The organism is Paenibacillus sp. S-12, assembly GCF_030363895.1.
GTDB classification, from domain to species: domain Bacteria; phylum Bacillota; class Bacilli; order Paenibacillales; family Paenibacillaceae; genus Paenibacillus_B; species Paenibacillus_B alvei.
The window spans coordinates 1-19,826 of the sequence record NZ_JASIUF010000021.1 but is presented as its reverse complement, the minus strand read 5'-3'; the positions used below and the strand labels follow the sequence as shown (position 1 = coordinate 19,826).

Annotated in this window: 13 protein-coding genes; 9 read left to right on the top strand and 4 right to left on the bottom strand. The window is 47.1% G+C overall.

Annotated features, from left to right (window positions below; genetic code table 11):
- Window positions 1–175 precede the first annotated feature (175 nt).
- The 3 genes from pcrB (at window position 176) to ligA (ending at window position 5,533) form a co-directional block, all read left to right on the top strand.
- Window positions 176–889, top strand: a complete 714-nt coding sequence (gene pcrB, locus NO352_RS19585; protein ID WP_289356563.1) for a heptaprenylglyceryl phosphate synthase — start codon at window positions 176–178, stop codon at window positions 887–889.
- A 93-nt stretch (window positions 890–982) separates the two neighbouring features.
- Window positions 983–3,433 carry a DNA helicase PcrA gene (gene pcrA / locus NO352_RS19580; protein WP_289356562.1) on the top strand — a complete coding sequence of 817 codons (2,451 nt, stop codon included), beginning with the start codon at window positions 983–985 and terminating at the stop codon, window positions 3,431–3,433.
- A 75-nt stretch (window positions 3,434–3,508) separates the two neighbouring features.
- A complete protein-coding gene (gene ligA / locus NO352_RS19575) occupies window positions 3,509–5,533 on the top strand; it encodes an NAD-dependent DNA ligase LigA (protein ID WP_483311854.1) in 2,025 nt (674 codons plus the stop codon).
- A 292-nt stretch (window positions 5,534–5,825) separates the two neighbouring features.
- Here ligA and NO352_RS25340 read toward each other — a convergent pair whose 3' ends face one another.
- The 4 genes from NO352_RS25340 to NO352_RS19555 form a co-directional block, all read right to left on the bottom strand.
- The gene (locus NO352_RS25340) at window positions 5,826–5,915 is read right to left on the bottom strand and encodes a putative holin-like toxin (protein ID WP_254912210.1); all 90 of its coding nucleotides are present in this window, start codon (window positions 5,913–5,915) and stop codon (window positions 5,826–5,828) included.
- Between the two features lie 131 nt (window positions 5,916–6,046).
- On the bottom strand, window positions 6,047–7,828 hold the full coding sequence (locus NO352_RS19565; RefSeq protein ID WP_289356559.1) for an alpha-glycosidase: 1,782 nt from the start codon (window positions 7,826–7,828) through the stop codon (window positions 6,047–6,049).
- 163 nt (window positions 7,829–7,991) lie between these two features.
- Window positions 7,992–9,728 (bottom strand): alpha-amylase family glycosyl hydrolase, encoded by a 1,737-nt coding sequence (locus NO352_RS19560; protein ID WP_289356558.1) that lies wholly within the window; start codon window positions 9,726–9,728, stop codon window positions 7,992–7,994.
- A gap of 29 nt (window positions 9,729–9,757) precedes the next feature.
- Window positions 9,758–10,783 (bottom strand): LacI family DNA-binding transcriptional regulator, encoded by a 1,026-nt coding sequence (locus tag NO352_RS19555; RefSeq protein WP_005544610.1) that lies wholly within the window; start codon window positions 10,781–10,783, stop codon window positions 9,758–9,760.
- A gap of 286 nt (window positions 10,784–11,069) precedes the next feature.
- Here NO352_RS19555 and NO352_RS19550 point away from each other — a divergent pair, with 286 nt between their 5' ends.
- From NO352_RS19550 to NO352_RS19525, 6 genes are all read left to right on the top strand, one after another.
- Window positions 11,070–12,353, top strand: coding sequence for a sugar ABC transporter substrate-binding protein (locus NO352_RS19550; protein ID WP_289356554.1), 1,284 nt, complete (start codon window positions 11,070–11,072; stop codon window positions 12,351–12,353).
- A 200-nt stretch (window positions 12,354–12,553) separates the two neighbouring features.
- A complete protein-coding gene (locus NO352_RS19545; protein ID WP_268599125.1) occupies window positions 12,554–13,876 on the top strand; it encodes a carbohydrate ABC transporter permease in 1,323 nt (440 codons plus the stop codon).
- Window positions 13,873–14,715, top strand: coding sequence for a sugar ABC transporter permease (locus NO352_RS19540; protein ID WP_005544607.1), 843 nt, complete (start codon window positions 13,873–13,875; stop codon window positions 14,713–14,715). The genes NO352_RS19545 and NO352_RS19540 overlap by 4 nt, the downstream gene beginning before the upstream one ends.
- Window positions 14,716–14,904: 189 nt before the next feature.
- The gene (locus NO352_RS19535) at window positions 14,905–17,355 is read left to right on the top strand and encodes a glycoside hydrolase family 31 protein (RefSeq protein ID WP_289356553.1); all 2,451 of its coding nucleotides are present in this window, start codon (window positions 14,905–14,907) and stop codon (window positions 17,353–17,355) included.
- A 291-nt stretch (window positions 17,356–17,646) separates the two neighbouring features.
- Window positions 17,647–18,747, top strand: coding sequence for an ABC transporter permease (locus tag NO352_RS19530; protein WP_289356551.1), 1,101 nt, complete (start codon window positions 17,647–17,649; stop codon window positions 18,745–18,747).
- Window positions 18,748–19,491, top strand: a complete 744-nt coding sequence (locus tag NO352_RS19525; RefSeq protein ID WP_289356549.1) for an ABC transporter ATP-binding protein — start codon at window positions 18,748–18,750, stop codon at window positions 19,489–19,491.
- Window positions 19,492–19,826: the final 335 nt, after the last annotated feature.

The following is a 19,826-nucleotide window of genomic DNA, read 5'->3' as shown; positions in this document are numbered from 1 at the left end:
CCATTACAATAAGAACATACATTCTATTTGTTCTTATTTCTCAGCCTCATATATGGCACCCATTTCCCTCCACCCCTAGGCATATTTCTGGTACACTACAATATAGAACTTTAAAATTAAGGTCGCTCAACGTACCACTCACATGCATGAGCGGCAGACCTGGAGGAAACGCAACGTGAAGACGCCTTTACAACCAATAGATGACTGGCGGCACGTATTCAAGCTTGACCCGGACAAAGAAATTGGCGATGAGGCGCTGGATCGTGTATGTTTATCAGGAACAGATGCGATAATGGTCGGGGGATCAAGCGGGGTCACTTTCGAGAACACGGTAGACCTTATGTCCCGTATTCGGCGGTACGAGCTGCCTGCCGTCCTCGAAGTGTCCGAATTGGATGCGGTTGTGCCTGGTTTTGATGCCTATATGATTCCGATGGTATTGAACACGAATAATGCGAATTGGCTCGTTGGTCAACATCGGGAAGCTATACAGCAATATGGTTATATGATCCCGTGGGATCTGTTAATCCCAGAAGGGTATATCATTTTGAATCCTGATGCAACAGCGGCAAAGATAACGGAAGCAGATACGCAGTTGTCTCCTGAAGCAGCAGCAGCATACGCACAAGCAGGGGACAGGCTGATGCGTCTTCCCGTCATCTATGCAGAGTACAGCGGCATGTTTGGCGATATGGAGCTTGTGAAGAAGGTAAAAAGCTCACTAAGCCATGCGCAACTGTTCTATGGCGGCGGCATTCGTACGATAGAACAAGCTCAAGCGGCTGCTGCCGCAGCTAACACAGTAGTTGTGGGCAATGTCGTTTATGACGACTTGGAAGCAGCCCTCGCAACTGTTCAAGCGGTAAAAGAAACAAATTTAAGGTTATAGTTTGTTGACCATTAAGTTAAAGTTTGCTGACATCTAAAAATAGACCATATACGACTTATTTCAGATAACTGCAGAAAGGAGACTGCACACATTATGTTTGATTTTTTACGACCGGATCCTAATGGTAGCACCAACTCAAACTCGAATTCGTATTCGAACACTTATGGAAACTTTGGGGCGTCCATCGACATTCAAGACGCTATCAAGCGCTTGAATCCTGAACAGCGGCGAGCTGTAGAAACCACTGAGGGGCCATTGCTCATTATGGCAGGAGCGGGCTCTGGCAAAACACGCGTACTAACGCACCGCATCGCGTACCTAATCGCTACGAGGAAGGCGCCGCCATGGAGTATTCTGGCCATTACGTTTACGAACAAAGCGGCACGAGAAATGCAGGAGCGTGTATCCAAGCTGGTTGGCCCGGATGGAAGAGACATTTGGGTATCCACGTTCCACTCGATGTGTGTGCGTATCCTGCGCAAGGATATTGATCGCATCGGCTTCACCTCGAACTTTACGATTCTTGACTCGGGGGATCAGCTGTCCGTTATTCGCGGATGCATGAAGGAATTGAATCTGGATACGAAAAAATTCGATCCACGTGCGGTACAAGCTGCAATTAGTACAGCGAAGAACGAATTGCTGACGCCAAGTCGCTTCGAGCAGAAGATTGGCGACCATTTTGATGGAATTGTAGCCAAGGTATATGCGATGTACCAGAAGCGTTTGAAGAGCAACAACTCGCTCGATTTCGACGATCTGATCATGTCGACGATTCAATTGTTCAAGGACGTGCCGGAAGTATTGGATTTCTATCAGAAAAAATTCAAATACATTCACGTCGATGAGTATCAGGATACGAACCGTGCGCAATATATGCTGTGCCGGATGCTGGCTGATCAGCATCAGAACATTTGCGTCGTCGGGGACAGTGACCAGTCGATTTATCGCTGGCGCGGCGCCGACATTACGAACATTTTGAACTTCGAGAGTGACTACCCGAAGGCTACGACGATTATGCTGGAGCAGAACTATCGCTCAACCTCCAATATCCTGAATGCCGCGAATGGCGTCATTAAGCTGAACGCTGGCCGCAAGCCGAAGAAGCTGTGGACAGAAGCTGGTGAGGGAGAGAAGATTAAGCTCTATCAGGCGGATACAGAGCATGATGAGGGTTACTTCGTAACTTCTGAGATTAAAAAGAACCATATGGCGAACAAGCATTACGCCGACCATGCGATATTGTATCGGACGAATGCGCAATCCCGTGTCATCGAGGAAATTCTGATTAAGTCGGATATTCCGTACCAGATCGTAGGCGGCGTTAAGTTCTATGATCGCAAAGAGATTAAGGACTTGCTTGCGTATTTGCGTCTCATTTCGAACATGGACGATGATATCAGCTTAGAGCGTGTTGTGAATGTGCCGAAGCGGGGCATTGGGGCCACAACGATGAATAAGCTGGCTGAAGCAGCGGCAACTCGCGGCACATCGATGATGAAAGTAATCGCCGATATGGACGATTTGGATATTTCGCCGAAAACCAAGGGCGCACTGCGCGAGTTCCGTGCGATTATCGATAATTTAAATCACATGGTGGAGTATTTATCCGTTACGGAATTAACGGAGAAAATGCTCGAACTATCCGAGTACAAGCTGGAGCTGCAGCGCGAGAATACGCTGGAATCGAAGGCGCGCCTTGAGAATATCGACGAGTTCTTGTCGGTTACGCAGGAATTCGAGCAGCGCAATGAGGACAAGTCCTTGATTTCGTTCCTGACCGATCTTGCACTGATCGCAGATATCGACTCCATGAACGACGAGGAAGGTAACGAGCAGGAAGATGCCGTTATCCTGATGACGATGCACAGTGCGAAGGGATTGGAATTCCCAGTCGTCTTCATCATAGGTATGGAAGAGGGCGTGTTCCCGCACAGCCGTGCTTTCAGCGACAATGAGGAGCTGGAGGAAGAACGCCGATTGGCGTACGTAGGTATAACTCGTGCAGAGAAGCAATTATTCCTTACCTGTGCACGTACACGTACCTTGTTTGGACGAACAAATGCCAACCCTCCTTCTCGCTTTCTTGAGGAGATTCCAGATGAAGTGAAAGAAGATGCTACGCCGGAGGGCACACGTTATGGCCGCTTCGATCGTTATGGCCGTAATGCTACTTCTGCAACATATGGAGGGCGAGGACTCGGTTATTCTGGTGGCGGTGGCACACAAGCGCCTGGCACGAAAGGCATAGGCAGTACCGCTCAGACTGGATGGCGTGCAGCCGGCGGAGCGGGAGCAGGAAAAACAACCGCAAGCAGCGGCTCAAGTGTGACTGTAACATCAGCAGCAGAAAAGGTGAAGCAAGCGGGTGCCCAAGCTGGAGACTATCAGCCAGGGGACAAAGTGTCCCATGCGAAATGGGGCGTAGGTGTGATCGTATCGGTAAAGGGAGAGGGAACAGATACAGAATTGCAAATTGCCTTCCCAGCGCCGGTGGGTGTAAAGCGACTGTTGGCTGCTTTTGCTCCGGTTAACAAAGTATAATGTATATTACCCAATAGAATGATTTGATATGAGGAAGGAGCCACCTCTGTGACAAATGCGAATGCGCAAACCCGCATGGAACAACTCGTGGCGGAATTACAACGATATAATCACCATTACTATACACTGGATAATCCTGTCGTTTCGGATAAAGAATACGATAAGCTTTATGATGAGCTGGTAGCGCTTGAGAAGGAGACGGGCATCGTATTGCCCAATTCTCCAACCCAGCGGGTAGGGGGCGGACTACTCAAGGGATTTGAGCCGCATCGTCATCTCTCCCGTCTATGGAGCTTGGACAAAGCGCAGGACGAAGAGGATTTGTTCGCTTGGAATCAACGCGTGATGAAGCTGATCCAGGATTATAATGCCAAGCATCCGGACGAGGAGCCGCTGCCGGATCCATCTTATGTCGTGGAGCTGAAGTTTGATGGCTTGACGCTTAATTTGACCTATACGGATGGACTGCTGGTTCAGGCCTCCACACGTGGAAATGGTGTCATTGGTGAGGGGATTTTGCCACAGGTGAAGACGATCCGCTCTGTGCCTTTGTCTATTCCTTTCCAGGAAGGGACGATCGAAGTTCAAGGCGAAGGCATTATGAACCTGTCTGTGCTTGAGGCTTATAATGAAACGGCAGCAGAGCCGCTCAAAAATGCTCGCAACGCAGCGGCTGGAGCGCTTCGCAACTTGAATCCGCAGGTAACAGCACAGCGGAAGCTGAGTGCTTTTTTCTATAACGTGGGCTATGCCGATGGAGTTGCTTTCAACAACCATCAGGAAATGATGCAGTTTTTGAAGGATAATCATTTCAAGGTGAATCCATATGTCACGTACTTTGATACCATTGAGCAGGTGCGGGAGGAGCTCCATCAGATTCAGGAACAGCGCCAATCTCTTGATTACTTGATCGATGGAGCTGTCGTCAAGCTGACTGATATGCGGACGCGAGAGGTGCTTGGATACACGGATAAATTCCCGCGTTGGGCGGTGGCTTTCAAGTTTGAGGCGGAAGAAACGACAACCGTGCTCGAATCGGTAAGCTGGGAGGTTGGACGTACCGGCAAGATTACGCCAGTAGCCAGGGTTGAAGCCGTTGAGCTGGCTGGTGTAACGGTACAAAACTGTACGCTGAACAATATCGGTGATATCGAACGGAAAAACTTGAAGCATGCGCTTGGTGCACGCGTATTTATTCGTCGATCGAACGATGTTATTCCTGAAATTCTCGGTCGTGTTCCTGATGAGGAAGGCGGCGAAGAAATCGTTTATCCGACGGAATGCCCGTCCTGTGGCTACACACTTGAGATGCGGGGCGCACACCTGTTTTGCAACAACAAGCTGAACTGTAAACCGCAAATCGTGGCCCGTTTGGCGCACTTTGCTTCGCGAGATGCAATGGACATCGAAACATTCAGCGTCATGACTGCCGAACAGCTGCATGATGAGCTAAATGTACATGAGCCATCCGACCTTTATGCGCTCACGCTTGAGCAGTTGATGGGCTTGAATCGCTTCGGTGAGAAAAAGGCTAGCAACCTGTTGGCAGCGCTCGAGAAGAGCAAAACACGTGATTTGCCGGCCTTTTTGTTCGCGCTCGGAATTCCGAATACGGGCAAAACGACGACGAAGGCATTGGCCGAGCATTTCGGCACGTTGGAAAACATCATGCAGGCTTCTGAAGAGGAGCTTGTGGCAATTCAGGATGTCGGTGCGATTGTGGCGGACAGTATCGTAACGTATTTTGCTGACCCAATTAACCGAGCGAGCATCGACCGCATGTTGGAACTGGGTGTGAAGCCGCAAACCGTAGAGCAACCGGCTGAGGTAAATACAGACTCGATATTCTACGGGAAAACGGTCGTATTAACAGGCTCCTTGCAGCTACTGACACGCGACGAGGCAACTGCCAAGCTGGAAGCATGCGGCGCGAAAGTAACGGGCAGCGTGTCGAAGAAAACCGATCTGGTTATCGCAGGAGAGAAGGCAGGCAGCAAACTTGCCAAAGCCGAGCAGCTTGGAATACCTGTCATTACGGATGAAAATGAGCTGATCCGGTTGCTGAACGAGGCGCTTGGTGCAGGAAGTTCCGAAGAGTAATCGAGATAATTGGAGAAGCAACTGGATTAGAAACTGATGAGCAGCATAACAGAAACTACATCAGTAATGCGCCACTATACGTCTTACATTCGGACATTGCTTCATCAAGAACCGGATTCGCCATCGCATTATTGAACAGTAAGAATATGTATGCTACAATTTGCGTATAATAAAAAGAAGATCGCAGCGGTAACTGCGACCTTCTTCCCACAATAACCGCTCAATGAGTGGTTGGCTTTAACGAAGTGAGCAATCTACTGGAGTAGACCGCATACCTTTGCGAGAGGGCGGTCTACTTTTTCTTTAAGTAGGTGAGCAAAGCAAGAATGAACATCCCGAAAAGGAACATTAGACTCAATGCTTCAAATACGCTCACTGGCATCACCTCCTTTGAAGGAGACTAGCCAACCGCCCATAAGCCATTATTGTGTTGTTATGAATATATCATAATTTATTCCAAGCAACTAGATTTCTTGCGGGTTAAACTAGCAAATTGCAACTTCAAATTATAAATTAATTCTCCAGCTTCAAAATCCTCCAGCTCATGCCTTCAACCTCAACCTGCAACCCTGTGCTAGAACCTTGAACCCCATCACGGCTAGCTTCATCACTGATCAGCGCAACGTCCATCCAATTTCCTTCGCAACCATCGAATGCTGCTACATGCACCGTACGCTTCTCTTCAGATGCATTCAACACGAAGAGCCAACATCCGCTTTCATCAGTACGTTCATACGCGATTACACGATCACTGTCTACTGCATGGACAAAGCGGAAGCTTCCCGTACGAAGCGCAGCATTGGCATGGCGAAGCGCAATTGCGCCCTGATAGAAGCTCAGCAGATCTTGTTCCTGCTTCGATACATCCCATTCCATGCATTTGCGACAGCCTGGATCATGACCGCCGTCCAAACCTACTTCATCACCGTAATAGATGCACGGTGTACCGAGGAACGTAAGCTGGAACAAGGCAGCAAGCTTCATTTTGCGCTTGTCGCCGCCGCACAGCGTAAGCAGGCGAGTCGTATCATGGCTGTCGAGCAGGTTGAACATCACTTCGTTCGCTTGCTGCGGATAGCTTGCCAACTGATGCTGAATCGCTTGTGAGAACTGCAAGCCGTCTACCTTTTCTTCAGCAAAGAAATCATGCATCGCATATGTGAACGGATAGTTCATGACGGCGTCAAATTGGTCGCCCTGCAGCCACATCATGCCTTCATGGAACATCTCGCCTAAAATATAGGCGTCTGGATTCACAGCTTTCACCGTTTGGCGGAATTCACGCCAGAACTGGTGATCTACTTCATTAGCTACGTCCAATCTCCAGCCATCGATGCCCACTTCTTCGATCCAGTAGCGTGCAACTTCTAGCAAATACTTCTTCACTTCCGGATTTTCCGTGTTCAGCTTCGGCATCATTGGCGTAAAGGCAAACGTATCGAATGTTGGTATGCCGTCAACGACCTCTAACGGGAACTGGCGAACATGGAACCAGTCTTTGTAAGCGGACTGTTCCCCTTTTTCCAGCACATCCCGATAAGGTTCGAACGCATAACCGCTATGATTGAACACCGCATCAAGCAGCACGCGAATGCCGCGACCATGGCAGGCTTCAACCAACTCTTTCAGCTTTTCGTTTGAGCCAAAATGAGGATCGACCTGCATGTAATTTTTCGTATCATACTTGTGATTCGTAGTCGCCTCAAAGATCGGCGTAAAGTAAATCGCAGTAATTCCCAGCTTCTCCAAATGATCTAAGTGATCAATAACCCCTTGCAAGTCCCCGCCGAAGTAATTATCCGGCTTTGGTTCTCCGCCCCATAGCAGCACACCTTCGGGATCATTGCTCGTATCTCCGTTTGCAAAACGCTCAGGGAAGATTTGATAGAATACCGCATCCTTCACCCATGCTGGGGGAGTGAAGATATCTGCCGGATTCAAAAATGGATACTCGAACCATCGATGCGCAGGAACTGGATCCTCCTCTTGGAATCCGCGCTCTGTCATCCATACGTGCTCTGTACCGGATTCCAGCTTAATGGCGTAGGCCAAGCGGCGGAATGGAGGAACAACCTCTGCTTGCCAATAATCGAACAGCTCATCCTGATACAAGCATGTCATCGGAACGATATCCGCTCTACCAATACCGCCTTCGCAATCGAACTTGTCCACAAAATAAACGGCAGCACGCTCAACATCATTCTTTTTCGTACGGATACGCACATGGATTGTCTTACGGTCATACGCATAAGCCCAGTTTTGCTTCGGACGGTGATAAATAGCTTCGAGTAACATCTGAAGTCCTCCCTTAACTTGGTCATAGAGATTAGAGCATTTTTAACAAGTAACAATATGAATAAAATAAATGAATAGTTTTGCAGACTAACCTAGCTGAAACAGAAAGACATTCGTAGTCAACTGCCTCAATTTCACCAAATACCAGTAAACTTCCACAAGTCTATGGCGCTAGCACGATCGTACTGTACGGCGGAAGTGTACAAGCCCCATCCTTCAGGGCAGCACCATCCACACTAGAAAATGCCAATGTCTTTAGTTCAGCAGCCACGTCCTCGGACAACTGTATCTGTTGCTCTTTGCCAGACAAATTATGCAGCACAAGCCGTGCATCTTCCTTCGTAGCACGGTAATAGCCGGCTACTTCAGAGACGTTCGTCTTATACGATTGAATGCCGCCCTGCTGCAGCACCTTGTCTGAATTGCGATACACAATCAGCTTTTTATAGTGGCTCCACAGTGAGCTCGTATCCTTCATCTGCTGCTCTACAGGAGCCACCGTCTTATTTGAAGAAGCTGGCTCCCAACTTGTCATTCCAGCGCCATTTTCAACTGCCGTCCATTTCATTGGCTCACGCAGTCGTTCGTCAGGTTTCAAGCCAAGCATACCAATTTCTTCGCCATAGTAAATAAACGGATTGCCTGGCAGCGTCAGCAGCACAGAAGCAGCCATCTTCGCATGATTCACATTGCCCTGAAGCTCGCTCATGACCCGATTCTGATCATGATTCGTTAGGAATGGAGCATCGATGAACTTGCCATCTGATTGCTTGCTATAAAAGTTGTATATACGGCTCATCATCGAACCGATATCGGAATCCTTCTCATCCTGCACCATCGAAATCATCCGCTTTGCCATATCGAAGTTGAATGCGGAGTGCAGTCCGTCCTTCAGGAACGGCCCAATAACCGCTGGTGAATCCCATACCTCGCCAACGAGATATGCTTCAGGATTTACCTCTTGAACAGCTTGGCGGAATTCCTGCCACCATTTTTGATTGTTCTGTACGACTTCTGGATTCTGACTCGTATTGTAAAAGTCCTCATATACATGCTTGGCTGCGTCCAAGCGGAAGCCGTCTATACCGTGCTTCAGCCAGAACTGCGCAGCTTTCTTGATCTCAGCTCGTACCTCAGCATTGTCCATATGCAAATCGGGCATGCCATCCCAGAAGACACCGAGATAATGCTTTCCGTCTTTCTCATGCCAAGCCTGCTGACCCCAAGCGCCTCTTGTTGCTGGATCAAGCTTCAAATCTTCGGCCCACATATACCAATCACGCTTTGGATTGTCTTTGCCTTTCACCGATTCCTTGAACCACGGATGCTCGCTGCTCGTATGATTGACTACGAAATCCATCACAATCTTGATGTCTCGCTTATGGGCCTCTTCAAGCAGACGCTTAAAGTCGTCCAACGTTCCGTAATCTGGATTGATTCCGTAGTAGTCCGTTACATCATAGCCGTGATAAGAAGGGGAGGGATTGATAGGCATTAACCAGAGGTGCTTAACTCCAAGCTCCTGCAGATAATCCAGCTTCGCCGTAACTCCATTTAGATCGCCGATGCCATCTCCGTTCGTGTCATAGAAAGAGCGGACAAAAATTTCATAGTAGACTCCACTGCTTGCCCCCATCGGTGTTAATGCATCTGCTAGCTTCAACTTGCTTGTGACCGTTCCCGAAACTGCTTCGGTCGATTTATTTTCCTGAACTGTCTTAGCCGTAGAAGGAGCAACTGAGGGAGACTGACAGCCGGCAACTACGAGTGAAATTGCAGATACGAGTAATGCTGTTCGTAAACCATTCATCCACTTGCTAGATATGGCCATGAGATCATTCTCCTTGGTGCAAGTCTTATTGATGTATGTCAAATCATAGAGCCGATCCAATTCACTCATCACTGAACCCCTCACAATTGCTCCACAAACTACTCAGATGTGGGTGCTTGCACAGAGTCTCTCCAAATAATTTGATGCGGAATAATAATCCGAGCCTGATCGAAGCCGTCGCCCTTAATGCGCTGTACAAGCGCTTGAACCGTAGATTGTCCCATCTGATGCGTACCGATATCTACACTAGATATTTGAGGCAAGCACATTTCAGCCAATAGCGTATTATTGAAGCCAACCACACTGCAGTCCTCAGGGACATTAAATCCATTATTCCAGAGTGTTCGGATAATACCGAATGCAACCACATCGTCGATGGCAATAATTGCAGTCGGACGCTGATCTAGCTGCAGGAGCTTTTCCGTAACCTGGCCAGCTGATTCTGGAGTGAATGCGCCTTCATATACATAATCGCAATTGAAGGGAATGCCAGCTTCAAGCAGTGCTTTGCTGTAGCCGTCCATGCGGTCTTTGGACACCGTAAGTTCGAATGGTCCGCTGACAAAGGCAATGCGTTTATGCCCGAGTTCAATTAAATGCTTGGTAATAGCTTGCGACGCTGCAATGTTATCGTTATCGACAGAAGTAACATCGACATAATGCTCACTGCGACCAACGAGCACAAATGGGAACTTCTTTTCACGCAAAAAGGTGATGCTTGGATCCTCCTTATGTGCGGTCAACAGGATGATCCCATCTACCTTGCGGCCATGGACGAGCCGTTCTACCGCTTTGATTTCCTCCTCTTCATTGGTTGCTGAAGTCATTAACACATCGTAATGGCACGCCGCTGCTTTGCTCACTATTCCACGAATGATTTCAGAGAAGAATTGGTTCTGAAATAATTCATCCGCAGGCCGGGGGAGGATAATGCCAATATTATTCGTAGTTTTCGTAACTAAACTTTTCGCCATCACGTTTGGATGATAGCCTAACTCATCCATGATTTTGCGAACTTTACGGCTTGTCTTCTGACTGATTCGGGAGTCATTGGAAATAACCCGCGATACCGTAGAAGGAGACACGCCAGCTTTTTCAGCCACATCTATAATGGTTACCGCCATATTCGAAACCTCGCTTAATAATGGAAAATATTCCGTTGATGTCCCAAAGTATAATGCAAAAAAAAGTTTTATGCAAACGCTTTACATACCTAGGCGCAGTGTGTATAATTCGATTTGTAGGTAACCGTTTACAACATTACATTTAGCAAGGAATCATTTTTTTTACTCCATTGTGCAAAGGTTTGCATAAAACAGCGCAAAAGCTTTGAAATATAGCATCAGGCCTTCGCCTTTGCGCATTGTCCATGCAGATCCTGAACCAGAATTGAAAGGGGCTATTTCTAACATGAAGAAATGGGTAGCAATGTTGTTGTCAGTCATGATGGTCTTTACAATCACAGCATGTTCCACAGGCGGCAAAGATTCCTCCTCTGCGAACAACCAAACGACGAATGAGGATACAACGAATCAAGGCGCAGGCGACGAAGAGCTGAAGCCGGAAGAAGGCGCATCCCTTCTCGTATGGGAAAGTAAAGAATCACGCGCGTTTATGGAAGAAATCGCTAAGCAATTCAAAGAAAAGTACAATGTTGACGTGAAATACGAAGAAGTAGCAGCGCCTGACCAAGTGAACAAGCTGATGAACGACGGACCAGCTGGCATCGGTGCAGACGTAGTCGTATTCCCGCACGACAACTTGGGTAAGGCAGTAACAGCCGGTCTGATTTTGCCGAACGATTACTTTGAAGAGCAAACGCGTGCACAAAACTCTGAATTGGCTGTCAACGCAACAAGCTACGACGGAATGCTGTACGGCTATCCGCGTTCCGTAGAAACACTCATCATGTTCTATAACAAGGATCTCGTTCCAGAACCACCTAAGTCAATGGAAGAAGTTATTGAGCTTTCGAAGAAAATGAATGACTTGAAAAATAAAAAATATACGTACATGTGGGAAATCGGAAACTTCTATTATGACTACCTGTTCCTCGCTACAACGGGAGGATATGTATTCGGTAAAGAAGGCACAGACAAAACAGACGTTGGCTTGAACAACGATGGCGCACTTAAGGGTGCGCAGTTTATGCAAGACTTTGCGAAGCAAGTGCTTCCACTCACAACATCTGACGTAACAGGCGATGTTAAGAAAGGCTTGTTTGCTAACGGTCAATTGGCACTGAACATCGACGGCCCTTGGGCAATCCAAGACTTGAAGAAAACAGGCATTAATCTGGGCGCAGCTCCAATTCCTAGCATTGATGGCCAACCGTCCAAGACATTCTCTGGTGTAAAAGCTTGGTATGTGAACTCTTACACGAAATATCCAAATGCAGCAAAACTGTTTGCGGAATTCGCTTCCACGAAGGAAGCTCAATTGAAAAGCTATGAATTGAATGGTCTCGTTCCTTCTAATAAAGAAGCTGCGGCAGATCCAAAAGTAACAAGTGATCCATTCACAGTAGCTGTACTTGAGCAATTCAAGAACTCCTACCCAATGCCGGTTATCCCAGAAATGGGTAACGTATGGAGCCCAATGGCTGCAGGCTTGGCAGACATTTTGAATAAAGGCAAAGATCCTAAGGCAGCGCTTGATAACGCCGTTAAACAAATAAAAGATGCGATCAAGTAAGGAGTAACACAAGTGGCCCGGGGAGTGAATAATGCTTGCCCGGGTTGTTTGTTAGATAGACCTCCTAGATACATGCCTACCATGCATACTTATTGGATAGCTACTGGAGAGTAGGAAAGGAGAAAGGCGATATGAGCACTACACAATCGGTGTCGACAACCGCAAACCATACGAATAGCACTTCTCAAGAGCCGTCGCCAATGAAAGCCTCGCCTGGCACAGGCAAGAAGGCAGCTGTGTTGTCTGCTCTGTTCTGGGGATTGGGACAGATCTTTAATCGCCAGTACCTGAAAGGTATTTTGCTGATGCTGCTTGAAGCAGTCGGATTGTTTTACCTGATTAACTATTTGCCGCGAGCGATATGGGGAATCTACACACTTGGTACACAAACATCACAAATGGTTAAGGTCGGAAGAGTATATAAACCAGTCCATGGTGACCATTCCATTCACTTGCTTATAACCGGATTAATCACACTTCTCGTTTTGTTTATTTTCATTTGGATATATGTACTCGTCGTCAAAGACGCGAAAGCAGTTGGGCAGCTGCGGGAAGAAGGCAAGAAACCGAACAACTTCCTGGAAAGCTTGGCTTATGTAAAAGAAACGAAGTTTGCTTACTTGTTCCTGGCACTGCCAGCAACAGCAGTATTGTTCTTTACGATCATGCCGATCATCTTTATGATTCTGCTTGCCTTTACGAACTATTCAGCGCCGGATCACGTTCCACCGAAAAATCTGGTTAGCTGGGTTGGATTCCAGAACTTTGTCGATCTTCTGCAGCTTGGTACATGGAGCGGTACGTTCTACGGTGTACTGACATGGACCATCATTTGGGCAATACTTGCTACCGTTACCTGCTACTTCGGCGGTATTTTGGTCGCACTCTTGATTCAACAACCGGGTGTAAAAATGAAGACAATGTGGCGCACAATCTTCATCATCCCGTATGCAATTCCTCAAATGTTGTCGTTCTTGATTATGAAGAACATGTTTAACGGAGAATTTGGGCCTATCAACCAATACTTAAGCTACTTCGGCTTAGGTAAGCTTCCATGGCTCTCTGATCCTTTCTGGGCGAAAGTAACGGTATTGATTGTCAACATGTGGGTAGGTATTCCGGTTACGATGGTACTTGTAATTGGAATCTTGACAACCATTCCTAAAGATATGTATGAAGCGGCTGAAGTTGATGGCGCAACTGCATGGCATAAGTTCAAGGCTATTACGATGCCGATGATTCTTTATTCAACAGCACCAATTCTGATTGGTCAGTTCGCAGGTAACATCAACAACTTTAACGTTATCTTCTTGCTGACGAACGGTAACCCGCCGAACGGTGAATACCAATACGCAGGAAGCACCGACTTGCTTGTTACTTGGTTGTATAAGCTGACACTCGATAACAATAAATACAATATCGCGGCAGCCATTGGTATTATCATCTTTATCATTGTTGCATCTCTATCGATCTGGAGTTATCGCCGGACGAAATCATTTAAAGAGGAGGACATGATCCAATGAGTACAGGAGCTAAGAAAAAATCGCTTATTCGTCTGTCCTTCAGCTATTTGCTGCTTATTGCAATTGCAGTATGCGTACTGTATCCGACAATTTGGATTGTCATGTCATCTATTCGTCCGGGTACATCGATTTTCAGTGAATCACTCATTCCAAAAAATCCGACTTTCGAACATTATGTAAGCTTGTTTACTTCACAGGAATATCAATACGGACAGTGGTATTTGAACACGTTGAAGATTGCTACCTGTAATATGATCTTTGGTGTCATTCTTGTCGTCATGACGGCATACGCATTATCGCGGTTCCGGTTCTATGGCCGTAAAAACCTTATGTCCGGGATGCTCGTACTAGGGATGTTCCCAGGCTTCATGAGTATGATTGCGATTTACATTTTGCTGATGCAATTGAACTTGCTTGATACGCATTTCGCGTTAATTCTCGTATATTCTGCGGGTGCACCGCTGGGGGCATTCGTGGTCAAAGGATTTTTCGATACGATTCCGAAGAGCTTGGAAGAATCCGCACGCATCGATGGTGCGACACACTGGATCGTATTCCGCAAAATCATGCTGCCGTTGTCGAAGCCGATGATTACGTACGTGGGACTAATGACATTTGCCGGTGCATGGGGCGACTTTATCTTTGCCCGTCTCGTCCTTCGCTCTAAAGAGAAATATACGCTTGCGATTGGACTTTGGGACATGGTCAACAATGCATCAACCAACTTTACGATGTTTGCGGCTGGTGCGGTATTGATCGCAGTTCCGATTGCGCTTCTGTACTTGTTCCTACAGCGCTTCCTCGTAGAAGGTTTGACAGCAGGTGCAAGCAAGGGTTGATGAGCCTGACGGTTTGTGCAGGCAAATGAAAGTATGATATTAGGCAGAAAGTCCGCTTTTTCATCACGGAGAAGGTTGCATGAACCCAACAGTGATTGCAAAGATTCGATGTTCGGTTGCATCCTGAATGATCTCGTGATCAAAAGCGGACGATACACAATTCTAGGGTAGAACAGCGGAGGGATTATCATGCAAGATACTAGTGCAGCTATACATCCGGACAACGCAAGTGAACAGACACATATACAGACAGGTGTACAGCTAGGAGCGATCTCTCGCATTGCTGAGCAAGATGGTTCGTTATGGCTAGTCGGTAAATACTTCAATCTCGCAATCACTTCAGTTGGTGCCGGAGTAATCCGCATCAAGACATATAGAGGACATCAGCCGGACTGGAAGACGTCCCCGGCAATTGTGAACAAGGACAGCCGTATTCCACAAGCAATGAAGTGGTCTACTACGGATGAACTTGTTTCTATTACAATCGGTCATACGATTCTCGAAGTGAATCGCCAATCCGGCGCGTTTCGTATTTGCAACGAGAACCAGCCGAATGTGGAATTGGTCAGCCTGCAGCGCAACCGTGAATCCGTTGGCGATTACACTGCGTTTGTTGCCTTGGATAAGGACGACCATATTTACGGACTTGGCGAGAAAACAGGCTTCCTCGACAAGCGAGGCGAGCGCTATACGATGTGGAACTCTGACGTATATGCACCGCATGTACCGGAAATGGAAGCTTTGTATCAATCTATTCCTTTCTTGACCGTACTGAATCAAGGCAGCAGCTACGGCTTGTTCTTGGATAACCCGGGCAAGACCGTATTCGATATGCGTACATTTGCTGATATGGCGATGATGCAAACGTGGACAGGCGAATTCGATTTGTACTGGATCGAAGGGCCATCGATGAAGGATGTCATTGTCCGTTACGGCGACTTGACTGGCCGCATGCCGCTGCCGCCGAAATGGGCACTTGGATATCACCAATCCCGTTACAGCTACATGGATGAGCAGGAAGTATTGAACCTGGCTCATACGTTCCGTGAGAAGGAAATCCCATGTGACGTTATTCATCTCGACATTCACTATATGAATGGATATCGTGTCTTCACATTCGATGAGAATCGTTTCCCGAATCCGAAGGAGATGATGGATGAGCTCAAGGAGCTTGGTTTCCACATCGTACCGATCGTCGATCCAGGTGTGAAGAAGGATCCATTGTACGCGGTATATATGGAAGGTGTCGACAACGACTACTATTGTAAAACTGCGGAAGGTGAAATCTATACAGGACCAGTATGGCCAGGGGAGAGCGCATTCCCTGACTTCACTGAATCGCGCGTGCGTGACTGGTGGAAGGAGAACCAACGCTTCTATACCGATCTAGGTATCGATGGCATCTGGAACGATATGAACGAGCCAGCGATCTTCAACGAAACGAAGACGATGGACGTGAACGTCATTCATAAAAATGAAGGCGACCGCAAAACACATGGGGAAATTCACAATCTGTACGGCATGTTCATGTCTCAAGCAAGCTACGAAGGCTTGAAGGCGTTGCTTGAAGGCAAGCGACCATTCGTATTGACGCGTGCAGGATACAGCGGCGTGCAGCGCTATGCAGCCGTATGGACAGGCGATAATCGCAGCTTCTGGGAGCACATGTCAATGGCAATGCCGATGGTGTTAAACCTTGGCGTATCCGGTGTACCATTTGCAGGCCCGGATATCGGTGGATTTGCTCACCATGCTAGCGGTGAACTGCTTGCACGCTGGACGCAAATGGGTGTGTTCTTCCCATATGTCCGGAACCACAGTGCGATCGACATGCTTCGTCAGGAGCCATGGTCGTTCGGCGAAGAAATCGAGAAGATCTGCCAACAGTACATTTCGATGCGTTATGAATGGATGCCTTACCTGTATCACTGGTTCTATGAAGCATCTACAACAGGTCTTCCGTTCATGCGCCCACTTGTACTGGAATACCCGACAGATCCTGAAGTATACAACTTGTGCGATCAGTTCATGGTGGGTGATTCGGTTATTATTGCACCGATTTACCGCCCAAATACGCAGTATCGTTCCGTTTATTTGCCAGAGGGCGAGTGGGTGGACTACTGGAGCGGGGAGCGTTTTGCGGGCAAGCAGCATATTCATGTGCACGCACCGCTTGAGAAGCTTCCGATATTCGTTCGCTCAGGCGCAATTCTGTTGCAAGGGCCGGTACGTCAGCATGCAGGCGAGAAGGCTGCAAAAGAGTATGTGGCAGCGGTCGCTTACTTGCAAGGCGCAGGCCATACTTCTCAATTGGAATGGTATGAAGATGACGGCCTGACGTTCGAATACGAGAACGGCAAATGGAACAAAATGCTGATCCAAGTTACAGAGTCTGAACATTCGATTCAACTGACAGCGGAATATACAACACGCGGCTATGAGTCTGAACGTGAGAGCATCTGCTTCCGCCTGATCGGCCTTGCCACTGCTCCGAAGAGCGTTGGCGATCTCGGCGAGCCTGTTTCTGCGGAGCAATTGGAAAAGAAAGCGTCTGGCTGGAGCTATGATGCAGTACGCCAGGAGCTTTGCGTGAAGCTGCCTGAGAGTGCAGCTCGTATCGATGTAAATGTAACACTGTAATTATAAAGTCATAGGAGTGAGGATTTATCCGCAAGCCGGATAGTTTCTCGCTCCTTTTTTTTTTGCCGCCCAACCGCCTGTAACAATAGAAGTTGCAAAGCAGATTCCCCTTTGAAGTTAATCTGTAATGAGTCGTTCATATTCGGTTCATGAAGTCTATCTACTATAGAAAGTGTTTAAAGGAACGTCCAGTTGGAAAAGTGACAAAGTATAAGCAGAATATCGTTGCTGACGTGGTCGTCCCTTTTTAGAAATTGTATTTTGTGTAAAGTAGATAGGAGTGATTGAATAATGTTTTTGGCGATACGAGAATTGAAGCATGCCAAATCGAGATTTATGTTGATCGGGTTCATTATGGTGCTCGTCGCCTGCTTAACCTTTATCGTATCTGGACTTGCCAACGGATTGTCGGCTGCAACAACATCGGCAATTAAAGAAATGAATGCAGACTATCTAGTATTTCAATCAGATAGTGACAATAAGCTAAACCGCTCAACCCTGGATTGGAAGAAGCTTGATGAAATCAAGGCACAGGTGGGAGTGAAGGATGCAGCCCCGCTTATTCAAAGCCTTGTAACAGTGTCTCCTGAACAATCGGAGAAAAAAGCAGACGTGACTCTCTTTGCCATTGAGCATAACAGCATTCTCATGCCGAAGGTCACCGAAGGGAAATCGTTGTCAGGCAGTGGAGAGCATGAGGTTGTCGTGGATGCATCACTTAAGATGAAGGGAGTCAAATTGGGCGACTCACTTCATATCAAGGATACGACCGCCTCACTTAAAGTGGTAGGCTTTGCAGAGCATCAATCGATCAGCCACATGCCTGTAGTCTTCATTGACATGGAAGGCTTAAAGTCGTTGATGACATCTCTTGACCAGCGTATGCCCCGTCTGAATGCGGTGGCGATTACTGGGGATGAGACACTGCAGCAGTCGCTTAGCAACCAAGTAGCGGGAATTCAACTCGCAACGAAGCAAGAGGCACTGAAGGGGATTCCTGGGTACAAAGAAGAACAAAGCTCGCTATCTATGATGCTGTCCTTCTTGGTGGTCATAGCTGCATTTGTTCAAGCTGTATTCTTTTATGTCATTACCTTGCAAAAAACGAACCAGTTTGGTGTTCTTAAGGCGATTGGCGCAAGCACAGCGTATTTAGCTAAAAACCTAATCGGTCAAGTGATGCTGCTTGCTGTTGTTTCTGTTGTACTCAGCATTGGATTAACCTTTGGATTAACTTCTCTGTTCCCAGAAACGATGCCGTTCGAATTAGGAGCGGGTGTGCTGGCACCGTATTCGGTATTATTGATAGGGGTTTCGATTATCGGTGCATTGTTGTCCCTGCGTCGGATTGCGAAGGTAGATGCGATTGAAGCAATTGGGAGGGTGGAATAAATGAGAGACATACTCGTGTTAGACCAAGTAAGCAAAAAATACGGAGAAGGTGAAACGGCAGTAACTGCATTGAATCAAGTGTCTCTTCGAGTAGGAAAAGGGGAGTTTGTCGCGGTTATAGGGCCATCTGGCTCCGGCAAAAGCACATTCCTATCCATAGCAGGCGCGCTGCTGACACCGACAAGCGGCAGTGTTGTTATTGGAGGTACTGATGTTACTGCTATATCACCAGGGAAGCTGAATCGTGTGCGGCTAGAGCATGTTGGCTTTGTATTTCAATCTTCGAACTTAGTTCCGTATTTAACTGTAATTGATCAATTGCGTCTTGTTGCAAAGCTCGCACACTGCAATGACCAGATAGCGAATGATAGAGCCGTACAGTTGTTAAAAGAAGTTGAAATGGTGCACCGTATGCATCATTATCCGGATAAACTATCTGGTGGGGAACGGCAGCGTGTTGCAATCGCGCGCGCGTTGATGAATGATGCTGATTTAATCCTTGCAGATGAGCCAACAGCAAGTCTCGATTCCAAACGTGGCAGAGCCGTGGTAGAAATGATGGCAGCTGAAGTGAAGTCCAGACAGAAGGCAGCCGTAATGGTTACCCATGATGAACGTGTACTCGACTTGTGTGATCGAATCGTAACAATTAAAGACGGCTCATTATTTACGGAGAATGCCGAGCCTACAAATGAAGCTGAAAACCAACAAGTAATGAAGACACTAACAGCATCACATTGCTAAAGTTTCCTTGTGGTAGGGGGCGATACAGGTAACGGTTTACTAGCGTCCTGTATCGTTCTACTAAATGTAATATTTTTCTTGTTGCAAGAATGGTTCAATATATGATAAATTATTTCTTGTCGGTTCGACACGAAAGTTGTTAAAAGAAACAACAAACAACTTGAAAAAAAAGTTGTTGACAAGAAAATGTCGATTAGATATAATAATTAAGCGCTGATGACACAAGACATTAGCTGCTTTAATAGAAACACAAGTTCCTTGAAAACTGAACAACGAGCAACGTTTGTGAATGAGGTAGCAATACCTCGTCAAAAGATATGAGCAGTTCAAACTTA